Genomic DNA, 13,667 nt, shown 5'->3' on the forward strand with positions numbered 1-13,667 from the left:
GGGGACGAGCCGGGTCAGACCGGCTCGTCCGTGGCGTGGGTGTTGTCCGTGCCGACCCGGCCCGTGTCGGCCGTGGCCGGCTTGGACTTGATCGGCTCGCTCGTGGCGTGCGTGTTGAGGGTGGTGATCTCCTCGGCGTCCGTCGCCTCGGGCGTGGTGGTCTTCTGCTCGTCGCTCACTGGCTGACTCCCTGACGTGATCTCGTGGCTGAGGCGGGCAACGCCCGCCCGGCAACTCCCCCGTACACCGCCGGGCGGGCGGCACCGCGGGCCGCTTCACCTTATGGGGTCCTCGCACTGTGCCCGCCTGGTCCGCGCGGCCTGGTACCGCACCTCCCCGCGTCGCCGGAAAGCCCTGGTAGCTCCGCTACGAGGACTCTCCGGCGCCTTGCGATGCACGGCACCGGACCACGTGATCAGGCGCTCATGGTGCGAGGACCCCTGAGGCGCGGCCCTCGCCGCCCCGTCTGCCCCCCGACGCGACGGAACGACACCACTGAGGATGCCGGGGGGCGATAAACGAACGATGAACGTGCAGGCGCGTCGCCTCAGGGGGCCTTGCACCATGCCCGCCGTGGTCGCTCGGCCTGATCAGGCGCTCATGGTGCAAGGACCCCTCAGGTCACCTCGAGCGGCTTCAGCAGGGCGCGCACGTCCTCGGCCTCCGGGGCGTCCAGGGAGTCGAAGATGGCCAGCGCCTCCTGCCAGCAGACCTGCGCGCGACCCGTCTGCCCGATGCCGCTCAGCGCGTGGCCGAGGACGACGAGGACGTTCCCGCGCCGCCACGCGCCGCCGATGCCGCGCAGCACGGTCAGGGCCGACTCGGCGTGCGTCGCGGCCTGCGCCAGACGCCGGGCGGCGATGTCGGCCTCGGCGAGACGGAAGAGGGTCATGCCCTCCCACAGCCGCTGCCGGCTGTCGCGGAAGACGCCGAGCGCCTCCTGGAGACGGTCGACGGCCTGTTCGAGCTGACCGCTCTGGGTGAGGGCGAGCCCCAGCGCGTACCGGCCGTTGGCGCCCTTGAGCGCGTGGCCCATGGCGTCGTACATCTCCGTGCCCCGCCGGGCCAGGGTGACGGCGGTCTCGGTGCGGCCCATGGCCAGGTGGATGCGGGAGAGGTTGCACAGGGCGCTCGCCTCACCGGGACGGTCCCCGCAGTCGCGGAAGCTGTCGATGGCCCGCGTCAGATGCGTCTCGCCCGCGTCGTACCGGCCCTGGTACAGCGCGATGACGCCCAGCATGTTGGAGGCCCAGCAGCGGGGGAGCGGATCGCCCTCCGACTCGGCCTGCTCCAGCGCCTCCGCCGCCTCCTGGCCGGCCAGTTCGAACCGGCCGGACATGTGGTGGCCGTTGGCCAGGGTCACCAGGGCCCGGGCCTCCGCCCGCCGGTCGCCGGCCGCCCGCGCGGCCGCCCGCAGGGTCGCACCGGTCGCCTCGTACTCCTTGGAGTTGGCGCCCGACTCGGCGAGGTCGATGGACGCCCAGAGAAGGTCGACGGCGCGTCTGAGGGTCCCGGCGCCGGCGGACTGCCGTACGCACGCCAGCAGGCACACCGCCTCCGCGTACAGCCAGTCCTGGGCCGCGTGCCGGTCCTCGAAGGCCAGGCCCGGGTACCGGGTGCCCTCCAGGTGGTCGACGAGCCGGTCCCCCGGGCGTTCGAGGGCGTAGCCGCCCGCCGCCGTGGCCAGGTAGAAGTCCAGCAGCCGGGACAGGGCCGCCTCCCGCTCGCCGGGCGGCTGTTCGTCGCGCTCGGCGCACGCACGCGCGTAGAGCCGGACCAGGTCGTGGAAGCGGTAGCGGCCGGGGGCCGCCGACTCCAGCAGCGAGGTGTCGACCAGGGACTCCAGCAGGTCCTCGGTGTCCTCGACCGGGAGATCCAGCACCGCCGCCGCCGCGGCCAGCGAGATGTCGGGGCCGTCGGCCAGTCCCAGCAACCGGAAGGCGCGGGCCTGGGCGGGCTCCAACTGGCCGTAACCGAGCTCGAAGGTCGCCTTCACCGCCAGGTCGCCCGCCTGGAGTTCGTCCAGACGCCGGCGTTCGTCGCCGAGCTTGGCCGCCAGCACCGACACCGTCCAGGTGCGGCGGGCCGCCAGCCGGGAGGCGGCGATGCGGATCGCGAGGGGCAGGAAGCCGCAGGCGGCGACCACGTCCAGGGCGGCCGTCCGCTCCGAGGCGACCCGCTCCTCGCCCACGATCTTCGTGAACAGCGCCAGCGCCTCGTCCGGGGACATCACGTCCAGGTCGACCAGGTGCGCGCCCGCCAGGTCGACCATGCGCACCCGGGACGTCACCAGCGCCGCGCAGCCCTCCGTGCCGGGCAGCAGCGGCCGCACCTGCGCCGCGTCCCGGGCGTTGTCCAGCAGCACCAGGACCCGACGGCCGTCCAGCACCGAGCGGTAGAGCGCCGCCCGTTCCTCCAGCGAGTCGGGGACCGCCGTGTCCGGTGTGCCGAGCGCACGCAGGAACGAGCCGAGCACCGTCTCCGGCTCCGCCGCCCGCGACCCGGCGCCCTGGAGGTCGACGTACAGCTGGCCGTCCGGGAACGCGGCCCGTGCCCGGTGGGCGACGTGGACGGCGAGGGTCGTCTTGCCGACGCCGCCGATGCCGGCCAGCGCGGATACGGCCATCACCCGGCCCGTCCCGGCGCCCGCGGGCCCCGACGCCTCCGCCAGCACCTCGCTCAGCTCGCCGACGAAGGCGGAACGGCCGGTGAAGTCGGGCACGGTCGCCGGCAGCTGGGCCGGGCGGACGGGGGCCGGTGGCGGCTCGGCCGCGGGCGCCGACGGTTCCGCCAGGTCCGGGTCGGCCTGGAGGATCCGGCGCTGGAGCTCGCGCAGCCCGGGCCGCGGGTCCACGCCCAGCTCCTCCGCCAGCAGCCGCCGGGTGTCCGCGTACACGGCGAGGGCCTCCGCCTGACGTCCGCTGCGGTACAGCGCCAGCATCAGCAGCTCGCGGAAGCGTTCGCGCAGCGGGTGCGCCGCCGTCAGCGCGGTCAGTTCGGAGACCGCCTCCGCGTGGCTGCCCTGCTCCAGGTCCATGTCCAGTCGGGACTCCAGCAGCCCGAGCCGCCACTCCTCCAGTCGCACCCGCTGCGCCTCGGCGTACGGGCCGGGCACGCCGGCCAGCGTCTCGCCGTCCCACAGGGCCAGCGCGCGGCCGAGGACCTCCCGGGCGTGACACAGGTCCCCGGCGGCGCGCGCCTTCTCCGCCTGCGCCGCCCACTCCTGCGCCACCGCCAGGTCCAGCGCGCCGGGCCCGAGCCCGCGCACCGCGTAGCCGCCCGACTCGCTCACCAGGACGCCGGGGTCGAGCACCTTGCGCAACCGTGAGGCGTACGTCCGCACCGCCGCCAGGGCCTGCGAGGGCGGCTCCTCGCCCCACAGCGCGTCGATCAGTTCGGCGGCCGTCGCCGTGCGGCCCTCGCGCAGCAACAGGGCGGCGAGCAGGGCGCGCTGCTGGGGGGATCCGGTGGCCAGCGGTTCCTCGCCGCGCCGGGCGCGCACCGGGCCGAGCACGTCGAAGCGCAACGCCGCCGGCTCCGCCGAGGAGCCCGGACGTCTCTGCTCCGGCACGCGCGGTACACGGTCGTCCATCGAGGTCTCCCTACATCCTGACCGACCGGGTCAGTTTGCCCTGTCCATGGCGGAACCGTCAGCCGGGCGAGACACCCGTCACAAGCCGGGTGGCGGGGGACCCGCGTCGGCCCACAGGTCCCTCACGCCCTCTCCGCACATCCGCGCCCGGCCGGGCCACCGCCCAAGAGCTGACGGTCCGTCAGATCGGCGCTACCGTGGCGTCCATGGACACTCACCCCGCCCCGCTGCCCCGGATCATCTCCGTCGACGACCACACCGTCGAGCCGCCCACCGTCTGGCGGGACCGCCTCCCGAAGAAGTACCTGGACACCGGGCCCCGCACGGTCCGCGCCCCGCTGAAGGAGATGAGCTTCCTCGGCGGCCGCTTCAAGCCCGTCATGGGAGCCCCCGGCGACGACGGCCCGGTCGGCGACTGGTGGGTCTACGAGGACCTCCACCGGCCCCTCACCCGTCTCGACACCGCCGTCGGCTACAGCCGCGACGAGATCAAGCTGGAGATCATCACCTACGAACAGATGCGCCCGGGCTCCTACGACGTCCGCGCCCGCCTCGTCGACATGGACGTCAACCACGTCCAGTCCGCCGTCTGCTTCCCCACCTTCCCGCGGTTCTGCGGCCAGACCTTCACCGAGGCCGCCGACCGCGACCTCGGGCTGCTGTGCGTGCGCGCCTACAACGACTGGATGGTGGAGGAGTGGTGCGGTCCCGAGGCCCACGGCCGGCTCATCCCGCTCACCCTCGTCCCGCTCTGGGACGCCGGGCTGGCCGCCGCCGAGGTCCGCCGCAACGCCGCCCGCGGGGTGCGCGCCGTCGCCTTCTCCGAGATACCCCCGTACCTCGGCCTGCCCTCCGTGCACGGCGACGCCTGGGACCCCTTCCTCGCCGCCTGCGACGAGACGGGCACGGTCATCGCCATGCACATCGGCTCCTCCAGCCGCATGCCCTCCACCTCCGCCGACGCCCCGCCCGCCGTCGGCTCCACCATCACCTTCGCCAACTGCTGCTTCTCCATGGTCGACTGGCTGATGAGCGGCAAGTTCGAGCGGTTCCCGAACCTGAAGGTGATGTACGCCGAGGGCCAGATCGGCTGGATCCCCTACATCCTGGAGCGCGCCGACGTCGTCTGGGAGGAGAACCGCGCCTGGGGCGGCGTCGCCGACAAGGTCCACCGGCCCCCGTCCGAGCTCTTCGCCGAGCACGTCTTCGGTTGCTTCTTCGACGACGCCTTCGGGCTGCGCAACCTCGACGCCATCGGGGTCGGGAACGTGCTCTACGAGACCGACTACCCCCACTCCGACTCCACCTGGCCGAAGTCCCGCGAGGTCGCCGAGGCCCAGATGGGGCACCTCGACCCGGACGTCGTCGAGCGCATCGTCCGCGGCAACGCGATCGACCTGCTCGGGCTGACGCGGGACGGACTGTGGGCGGGGGCCCGGTGACCGCCCCGGCGTACGGCATCCAACTGCCCGTCCAGTCCCAGTCCACCCTGTACGCCGAACCGTGGGAGGCCGCGGCCGGGCCTGCCGAGCTGGTCGCCGTCGCGCGGGCCGCCGACCGGGCCGGGTTCGCCTACGTCGCCTGCTGCGACCACGTCGGCGTCCCGCGCCGTCTGGCCCCGGCCATGGGCACCGTCTGGTACGACCCCGTCGCCACCCTCGCCCACGTCGCGGCCCTGACCGAACGCGTCCGCCTGCTCAGTCACGTCGCGGTCGTCGGGCTGCGCCACCCCCTCCTCACGGCCAAGCAGTACGCCACCCTCGACCGGCTCTCCGGCGGCCGGCTGGTCCTCGGTGTCGGCGCCGGGCACGTACCGGAGGAGTTCGAGGCGCTCGGGGTGGACTTCCGGCGGCGGGGTGCCGTGCTCGACGAGTGCGTGGACGCCCTGCGGGCCGCGCTCGGGCCGGAGGAGTTCCCCTCCCACCACGGCACGTGGTACGCCTTCGAGGGGCTCGGTCAGCGGCCCCGGCCGGCCCAGGAGCGCATCCCGCTCTGGGTGGGCGGGTCGTCGCCCGCCGCCGTGCGCCGCGCCGCGCTCAGGGGTGACGGCTGGCTGCCGCAGGGCGACCCGCGCGACCGGCTGCCGGGGCAGATCGCCCGCATCCGGGAACTGCGCGAACGCGCGGCCCTGCACGGGGAGTTCACCGTCGGCGCGATCGCCGAGCCGCTGTACGTCGGAACCCCCGCCTGGGACGTCGGGCGCCGCACCCTCACCGGCTCCCCCGAGGCCCTCGCCGCGTCGCTGCTCGAGTACGGGGCGATGGGGGTGGACCAGGTCCAGGTGCGGTTCCGCAGCCGGAGCGCGGCCGAACTCCTCGACCAGATAGCCGCGTTCGGCGCGGAGGTGGGAAGCCTGCTGCGCGAGGCCGCCTGACAACTCTTATTGAATCTTTGAACATGTCTGCGCCGAGCCGCGTATGTACGAACGTACGGACGTCATGGCTCCGGCGGAAGGACACGTGCAGTGCGATCCTCCCAGCGACTCTCCGTCGCCCTGGCCTGTGCACAGGGCGAGTGGCCGCACGACGACTGGCCCGCCCCGGACGACCCGTACGTGGGCCGGGTCGTGCGTCTGGCGCGGCCCTTCCGGATCCCGGCGGCCGTGGACGTCGTCGTCCTGCGCTGCGAGGAGCCGCTGGAGGCCCTGGGGGAGCTGGACGGCGCACGGGTCCCGGTGATCGTGGTCGGCGCGCGCCGGGACACGGACACCGTCGTCGAGGTGTTCCGGCGCGGGGCCGGCTATCTCGTCGAGGGCGACTACTGCACCTGCATGCTGTCCTCGGCCGTCGTCAGCGCCACCGTCGGCCACACCTCCCTCTCCCCGTCCGCCTGCGCCGCCCTGCGGGACGGGGCCCGGCGGACCGTCGCGGCCGGCGGGGCGATCGAGCGGCTGCGGGGGCTGCTGTCACCGCGCGAGCAACAGATCATGGAACTGCTGTCGACCGGTCTGGGCGCCCAGGAGATCGGGCTGCGACTCCGGCTGAGCGAGAAGACCGTCCGCAACAACCTCAGCAACATCTACGCCAAGCTGGACGCGCGCGGGAGCACGGACGCGGTCCTGCGGTGGCTGGGAGCCGCGCCCGTGCTTCGCGTCTGAGAACGATCGTTCAGGCCGCCGGAATGTCGCTCAGCGGTATTTCCACATCGGTGACGTTCTCGCCGCCCTCACCGAATCCGGGTTCGGCGCGCAGGGCCTTGGTCGAGTTCCGTATCCCGTTCGCCTCGGGTGTTCCGCATTTCACGGTGCGCAGCCACAGCCGGCCGTCGGGCGTTCCGTTCTTCAGGATCTGCGGATAGAAGACGTGCACGGTGGCGGCGCCCTCGCTCGGCGCGAAGAACACCTTCCGGCCGTCCTGCTCCTCCTTGTAGGTGGCCCGGAGGAATCCGCTCACGTCGGTGCGTTTGGCGGACCACATGAAGAAGCCGATGCTGTCCGGCGGCACGGTGTCGGACCTGCTGAACTGAAGGCCGGTCGTCGTGTCGTCCCGGGTGATGTCGATCTCCGAGGTGTTGAACTTCACGCCGATCTCGAAGACCGAGTCGCCCAGTTTGGTGTCGGCGGCCGCGGTGAATCCGTCCTCCAGCTGGATGGTCCTGGTGACGGACGTGCTCACGCTGAAGGTGTTCGTCGCCGCGGTCGTCCTTCCGCAGTTGTCGGTCACGCCCGAGACGCGCTGGTTGGGGCCGAGGCTGTCCGCCTTGAACCGGACGTCGACGAACCGGCAGTCCTGAAGCCGGTCGGAGTCCGCGGCGCAGTCCGCGCTCACTTCGGTGGGGGTGGCGGCGCCCGCCTGGTTCATCAGCGGGACGAGCACCGCGAGGGCGGCCACCGGGGCCAGGGCGAGGGTGACGCGCTTCTTCCTGCTGCGGTGGCTTCTCGGACGGTCGGTGCGGGACATAGCGGGTCTCCTGTGGGGGAAAGGGCTGGTGGGGGGCGGGGGTCAGCAGTCCGAGAGGACCGGTTTGGAGGTGCCGTCCACGACGCCGGGGGCGCCGGCGGTGCCCGGCAGGACGACGGGGCCCTCGACGACCTCCGGCGCCACGAGGTTCTGCTCGGGGGTGGCGTTGGTGACGGTCGTCGCCTCACGGGCGTCGACCCGCACGCGCCATTCGCCGGTCATGCGCTGCATCCTCGGCGTGAACTCCATGTGGAGCACCTGGCCGACCGGTACCTCGTGCACCTCCGTGGTGCCGGCGGTCCGCGACGTCACGGTCATGTCCAGCGTCCCCTTGTGCTTGAGCCAGGATCCGCTCAGCAGCCCGAACAGTCCGCCCCCGGCGCCCTGCTGGGTCACGGTGTACCGGCCCTGGCCCTGCGCCGCCGTCGCGGACCAGGTGACGGACACCTTCGCCGGCTGGGTGGCGTCCGGCTCGCAGTTCGGGAAGTCGATGGACGCCTTCTCGGTGGGCCCGTCGAAGGTCTCGAACTTCGTCTCGACGAAATCGCAGTTGTCGGAGGCGAAACCCGGTCCGGCGATCGGATGACCGCCGAAGTCGGAGATGGACTGCTGCCTGCCGTCGAGCACCTTGGCCCTCTGGCACATGGCCATGATCTGTTCCGGCGTCTTCGCGTCGGCCGCTCGGGCCGACGGGAGCAGGACGGTGACGACCGCCGCTCCGGTCGCGATCGAGGCCGTGACCGCCACGTAGGTGACCTTCTTGTTCCTGAATCGTCTTCTGCCCACGTTCCGCTCTCTCCTTGAGAATGCTTTTGCCTTTCGGTCGGGAATTATTGGGCTCCGGACGAGGTCGCCGACAGGGTCAAATATCCCTACTCGCCAGTCATGGGCATTGCATCTGCAATCATCCTTCCTGTATCTGACGATTCGTCAGGTGCAGCGGTACGCTGACCTCGGCCAACGCACCGCGAAGGGAGTCCGCATGGGTAAGCTCGACGGACGTGTCGTCCTCGTCACAGGGGCAGCGCGCGGCCAGGGGGAGCAGGAGGCGCGTCTGTTCCGGCAGGAGGGCGCCGAGGTCGTCGTCGCGGATGTCCTCGACGACCAGGGCCGTGCCCTGGCCGCGCAGATCGGTGCGCTCTACGTCCACCTCGACGTGAGCCGGGAGGCCGACTGGCGGGCGGCCGTCGATGCCGCGCGCGAGGCGTACGGCCGGATCGACGGCCTCGTCAACAACGCCGGCATCCTGCGCTTCAACACCCTCCTGGACACCCCCCTCGAGGAGTTCATGCAGGTCGTCCAGGTCAACCAGGTCGGCTGCTTCCTCGGTGTGCGGACCGTCGCACCCGAGATGGCCGACGGCGGCACGATCGTCAACACCGCCTCCTACACCGGCCTGACCGGCATGGCGGCCGTGGGTGCCTACGCGGCGACCAAGCACGCGATCCTCGGGCTGACCCGGGTGGCCGCGCTGGAACTGGCGCCCCGGGGCGTGCGTGTCAACGCCGTGTGCCCGGGCGCGATCGACACGGCGATGTCCAACCCGGCCCTTTTGGATCCGGCGGCCGACGTCGAGAAGACCTCGCGGGCGCTCGACGGGCTGTACCGCAAGCTCGTTCCGCTCGGCCGGGTCGGGAAGCCGGAGGAGGTGGCGCGGCTCGCCCTCTTCCTCACCTCCGACGACTCCTCCTACATCACCGGGCAACCGTTCGTGATCGACGGGGGGTGGCTTGCGGGAGTGAGCGTGATCTGACGTTACGTCATCTCTTGACGGTCCGTGCACCCGGTGCCACAGTCGGCGGCAACCGCAGTATCTGACGATGCGTCAGATACTCAGGACTCGGGGACGGTGAACCTCCTTGGAATTCGGGCTCTTTGTACAGGGATACGTGGGCAAGCGAGCCGAGACCGACCCGCTCGCCGAACACAAGGCGCTGATGGAGGAGACCGAGTACGTCATCCAGGCGGACCGTTCCGGCTTCAAGTACGCCTGGGCGTCCGAGCACCACTTCCTGGAGGAGTACTCCCACCTCTCCGCCAACGACGTCTACCTCGGCTACCTCGCCCACGCCACCGAGCGCATCCACCTCGGCTCCGGCATCTTCAACCCGCTCGCCCAGGTCAACCACCCGGTGAAGGTCGCCGAGAAGGTCGCCATGCTCGACCACCTCAGCGGCAACCGCTTCGAGTTCGGCAGCGGACGCGGCGCCGGCAGCCACGAGATCCTCGGCTTCCTCCCCGGCATCACCGACATGAACCACACCAAGGAGATCTGGGAGGAGACGATCGCCGAGTTCCCCAAGATGTGGCTCCAGGACGAGTACGAGGGTTTCCAGGGCAAGCACTGGGCGCTGCCGCCGAGGAAGGTGCTGCCCAAGCCCTACGGGAAGTCGCACCCGGCGATGTGGTACGCGGCCGGGTCGCCGCCGTCGTACGCGATGGCCGCCCGCAAGGGGCTCGGAGTTCTGGGCTTCAGCGTGCAGAAGGTGTCCGACATGGAATGGGTGCTGGAGCAGTACAAGACGGCCGTCGTCGACGCCCAGCCGATCGGCGACTTCGTCAACGACAACGTCATGGTCACGACGACCGCGATCTGCGCGCCGACGCACGACGAGGCGATCCGGACCGCCGTGAACGGCGGGCTGCACTACCTGCCGTCGCTGGTCTTCCGCTACCACGACACCTTCCCGCGGCCCGAGGGCTTCCCCGTCTGGCCGGAGACGCTGCCCGAGTACACCGCCGAGTTCGTCGAGCTCCTCATCGAGGAGGAGCTGCTGATCTGCGGCGACCCGGACGAGGTGCTCACCCAGTGCAAGCGGTGGGAGCAGGCCGGCGCCGACCAGCTGAGTTTCGGGCTGCCGGTGGGGGTGCCGAAGGAGGAGACGCTGCGGACGATCCGGCTGATCGGGGAGCACGTCATTCCGAAGATCGACACGGACCCGGTCCACCGGACGACGCGGTTCCGTCAGGGGGCCTGATGCTCGACCACGTCATCGCGGGCGCCACCGTCGTCGACGGCACAGGCGCCCCCGCCCGGGTCGCCGACGTCGGGCTGCTCGACGGGCGGATCGCCGTCGTCGGCCGCATCACCCAGGAGTCGCGCACACGCGAGGACGCGCACGGTCTCGTCCTCGCCCCCGGCTTCGTCGACCCCCACACCCACTACGACGCCCAGCTCTTCTGGGACCCCTACGCCACCCCCTCCCTCAACCACGGCGTGACCACCGTCGCGGCCGGGAACTGCGGGTTCACCCTCGCCCCGCTCCACCCCGGGCGCGCGCGGGACGCCGACTACACCCGGCGGATGATGTCGCGGGTGGAGGGGATGTCCCTGGTGGCGCTGGAGGAGGGGGCACCCTGGAACTGGCACTCGTTCGGCGAGTACCTGGACGCGCTGGAGGGGCGGATCGCCGTCAACGCGGGCTTCATGGTCGGGCACTGCGCGCTGCGGCGGTACGTGATGGGGCCGCGGGCGGTGGGCGGGCAGCCGTCCGCCGAGCAGCTCGACGCGATGACCGCGCTGTTGCGCGAGTCGATGGAGGCCGGCGCCTGGGGGCTGTCCACCACGCAGTCCTCGACCCACGACGACGGCGACGGCAGACCGGTCGCCTCCCGGCACGCTCGGCCCGCCGAACTGCTGGCGCTGGCGAAGGCCGTCGGCGAACACGAGGGCACCCAGATCGAGGCGATCGTCGCCGGCTGCCTGGACCAGTTCGACGACGCCGAGATCGACCTGCTGGTGGAGATGAGCGCGGCCGCCGGACGCCCCCTGAACTGGAACGTACTCACCATCGACGCGGCCGTCCCCGAACGGGTCCCCCGGCAGCTGGAGGCGAGCGAACGGGCACGGCGGGCCGGCGGCCGGATCGTGGCGCTGACCATGCCGATCCTCACCCCCATGAACATGTCCCTGGGCACCTTCTGCGCCCTGAACCTGATCCCCGGCTGGGGCCCGGTCCTCGCCCTGCCCGTGCCCGAGCGCATCGCGCGGCTGCGCGACGCGGACGTCCGCGCCGAGCTGCTGCGCCGCGCCGACTCGAAGGAGGCGGGCGTCTTCCGGCGGCTCGCGCACTTCGACCGGTACGTCATCGGAGACACCTACAGCGACGCCAACCGAGGGCTGACCGGCCGTGTCGTGCGGGACATCGCGGCCGAACGCGGCCAGGACCCCTTCGCCTGCCTGGTGGAGATCTGCGCGGCCGACGACCTGCGGACGGTCCTGTGGCCCATGCCCACCGACAACGACCCGGCGTCCTGGGCACTGCGCGCGCAGACCTGGCAGCACGAGGACGTCCTGCTCGGCGGCTCCGACGCCGGCGCCCACCTGGACCGTATGTGCGGCGCGCCGTACACCACCCGCTTCCTCGGCGACTGCCTGCGCGGCCGGAGGCTGGTCGGGCTCGAGCAGGCGGTGAGGATGCTCACCGACGACCCGGCGCGGCTGTTCGGCCTGCGCGGACGCGGCCGGATCGAGGAGGGCTTCCACGCCGACCTCGTCCTCTTCGACCCCGAGCGGATCGACGCGGGCCGGGCCACCCTCGTGCGCGACCTGCCGGGCGACAGCCCGCGCCTGGACTCCCGGGCGATCGGCGTGCGCGCGGTCTGGGTCAACGGGGTCGCGGCGATCCGCGACGACACGGTCACGGGCGCCGTACCGGGCAAGGTGCTGCGGTCCGGCCGCGACACACGGACGGTGGCCACCCGGTGAACCAGCGGCTGTTCGTCGGCGGCGCGTGGGTCGAACCGGACGGCGGCCACTACGAGGTGACCGACCCGGCGACCGAGGAGAGCGTCGGCCGGGCGCCGGAGGCCTCTCCGGACCAGGTGCGCGCGGCCTGCGCGGCGGCCCGCGAGGCCTTCGGGCCGTGGTCGCGCACGGCCCCCGAGGAGCGGGCCGCGCTCCTCGCGCGCACCGCCGAGGTCATCGCCGGCCGCTTCCGGCCGTACGCCGAACTGGCCCGTGCCGAGACCGGCGCGACGACGGGGACCGCGCGGGCGATGCAGGTGGGCGTCGGCATCGCCCGCTTCCGCCGGTACGCGCGCGTGGAACCGGCCGAGTGGGCGATCCCGCCGCAGATCAACGAGGCCGGCCCGATGGGCAGGTCGGGCGTGATGGGCGCCCTGGCCCTCCGCCAGCCGGTCGGGGTGGTCACCTGCGTCACCTCGTACAACAACCCGTGGGCCAACCCGGCGGGCAAGGTCGCCCCGGCGCTGGCCATGGGCAACACGGTCGTCGTCAAACCCGCCCCGCAGGACCCGCTGTCCGTCTACCGCATGGCGGAGGCGCTCCAGGAGGCGGGCGTGCCCCCGGGCGTGGTCAACGTCGTCTCCGGGCGGGCCGTGGAGGTCGGCGAGACGGCCGTCGCGTCCCCGGACGTCGACATGGTGAGCTTCACCGGCTCCACGGCGGTGGGACAGCGCATCGCCGAGGTGTGCGGCCGCACCATGAAACGCCAGCTGATGGAGCTCGGCGGCAAGGGCGCGGCCCTCGTCTTCGACGACGCGGACCTGGACGCCGCGGTGGCCGGCATCGGCACCACGTTCTCCTTCTACAGCGGCCAGATCTGCACCGCCCCGACCCGGGTGCTCGCCCAACGGGGCGTCTACGCACGGCTGGTGGAGCGGCTCGCGGCCCATGCCCGCCGTCTGAAGGTGGGCGACCCGCGCGAGCCGGACACCGTCGTCGGCCCGCTGATCTCGGCCGCCCACCGCGACCGGGTCGAGGCCTACGTCGAACTCGGCCGCGAGGAGGGCGCCGTGGTGGTGGCGGGCGGCCAACGCCCGCCGGCGGAACGGGGCTTCTACGTGGCCCCCACCCTGCTGGCGGACTGCACCAACGACATGCGGGTGGCGCGGGAGGAGATCTTCGGCCCGGTCGTCGTCGTGATCCCCTTCGACGACGAGGACGAGGGCGTGGCCCTCGCCGACGACAGCGACTACGGCCTGATCGACTACGTCTGGTCCGGGGACGTCGCCCGCGCCTTCCGCGTCGCCCGCCGCCTGCGCGCCGGCGGCGTCGGGATCAACACCGTCGGCCGCAACATGGAGGCCCCGTTCGGCGGCTTCCGGCGCAGCGGCGTCGGCCGGGACGTCGGCTCGTACGCGCTGCACGCTTACAGCGAGGTGCAGGCGATCGTCTGGCCGGGCTGAGGTGACCCGAGACGCCGGGGGAGCGG

Annotated in this window: 11 protein-coding genes; 7 read left to right on the forward strand and 4 right to left on the reverse strand. The window is 72.4% G+C overall.

What is annotated here, in order from left to right; translation table 11 throughout:
- Positions 1 to 14: 14 nt before the first annotated feature.
- On the reverse strand, positions 15 to 179 hold the full coding sequence (locus ACZ4YY_RS15645) for a hypothetical protein (RefSeq protein ID WP_468289301.1): 165 nt from the start codon (positions 177 to 179) through the stop codon (positions 15 to 17).
- A 437-nt stretch (positions 180 to 616) separates the two neighbouring features.
- Positions 617 to 3,592, reverse strand: a complete 2,976-nt coding sequence (afsR, locus tag ACZ4YY_RS15650) for an SARP-family global regulator AfsR (protein WP_468289304.1) — start codon at positions 3,590 to 3,592, stop codon at positions 617 to 619.
- 206 nt (positions 3,593 to 3,798) lie between these two features.
- Here afsR and ACZ4YY_RS15655 point away from each other — a divergent pair, with 206 nt between their 5' ends.
- The 3 genes from ACZ4YY_RS15655 to ACZ4YY_RS15665 all read left to right on the forward strand — a co-directional run bounded on the left by ACZ4YY_RS15655 (position 3,799) and on the right by ACZ4YY_RS15665 (position 6,689).
- Positions 3,799 to 5,034 (forward strand): amidohydrolase family protein, encoded by a 1,236-nt coding sequence (locus ACZ4YY_RS15655; RefSeq protein WP_468289307.1) that lies wholly within the window; start codon positions 3,799 to 3,801, stop codon positions 5,032 to 5,034.
- Positions 5,031 to 5,966, forward strand: coding sequence for a TIGR03619 family F420-dependent LLM class oxidoreductase (locus ACZ4YY_RS15660; RefSeq protein WP_468289309.1), 936 nt, complete (start codon positions 5,031 to 5,033; stop codon positions 5,964 to 5,966). Before ACZ4YY_RS15655 ends, ACZ4YY_RS15660 begins: the two co-directional genes overlap by 4 nt.
- A 90-nt stretch (positions 5,967 to 6,056) precedes the next feature.
- Positions 6,057 to 6,689: a LuxR C-terminal-related transcriptional regulator gene (locus ACZ4YY_RS15665; RefSeq protein WP_468289312.1), complete on the forward strand. Its 633-nt coding sequence runs from the start codon at positions 6,057 to 6,059 to the stop codon at positions 6,687 to 6,689.
- Positions 6,690 to 6,699: 10 nt separating this feature from the next.
- On the opposite strand, the gene ACZ4YY_RS15670 is transcribed toward ACZ4YY_RS15665, so the two are convergent.
- Together ACZ4YY_RS15670 and ACZ4YY_RS15675 are read right to left on the reverse strand one after the other, a co-directional pair.
- Entirely contained in the window at positions 6,700 to 7,491 is a 792-nt protein-coding gene (locus ACZ4YY_RS15670; protein ID WP_468289315.1) for a hypothetical protein, read from the reverse strand.
- 42 nt (positions 7,492 to 7,533) lie between these two features.
- On the reverse strand, positions 7,534 to 8,277 hold the full coding sequence (locus ACZ4YY_RS15675; protein ID WP_468289318.1) for a hypothetical protein: 744 nt from the start codon (positions 8,275 to 8,277) through the stop codon (positions 7,534 to 7,536).
- A gap of 196 nt (positions 8,278 to 8,473) precedes the next feature.
- Here ACZ4YY_RS15675 and ACZ4YY_RS15680 point away from each other — a divergent pair, with 196 nt between their 5' ends.
- From ACZ4YY_RS15680 to ACZ4YY_RS15695, 4 genes are all read left to right on the forward strand, one after another.
- Positions 8,474 to 9,244, forward strand: a complete 771-nt coding sequence (locus ACZ4YY_RS15680) for an SDR family NAD(P)-dependent oxidoreductase (protein ID WP_468289321.1) — start codon at positions 8,474 to 8,476, stop codon at positions 9,242 to 9,244.
- A gap of 106 nt (positions 9,245 to 9,350) precedes the next feature.
- Positions 9,351 to 10,469, forward strand: coding sequence for an LLM class flavin-dependent oxidoreductase (locus tag ACZ4YY_RS15685; protein WP_468289324.1), 1,119 nt, complete (start codon positions 9,351 to 9,353; stop codon positions 10,467 to 10,469).
- On the forward strand, positions 10,469 to 12,199 hold the full coding sequence (locus tag ACZ4YY_RS15690; protein WP_468289327.1) for an N-acyl-D-amino-acid deacylase family protein: 1,731 nt from the start codon (positions 10,469 to 10,471) through the stop codon (positions 12,197 to 12,199). The genes ACZ4YY_RS15685 and ACZ4YY_RS15690 overlap by 1 nt, the downstream gene beginning before the upstream one ends.
- Entirely contained in the window at positions 12,196 to 13,641 is a 1,446-nt protein-coding gene (locus tag ACZ4YY_RS15695; protein WP_468289331.1) for an aldehyde dehydrogenase family protein, read from the forward strand. Before ACZ4YY_RS15690 ends, ACZ4YY_RS15695 begins: the two co-directional genes overlap by 4 nt.
- The last annotated feature ends 26 nt before the right edge of the window (positions 13,642 to 13,667 follow it).

The sequence above is a fragment of the Streptomyces sp. NPDC030143 genome, from assembly GCF_055573695.1.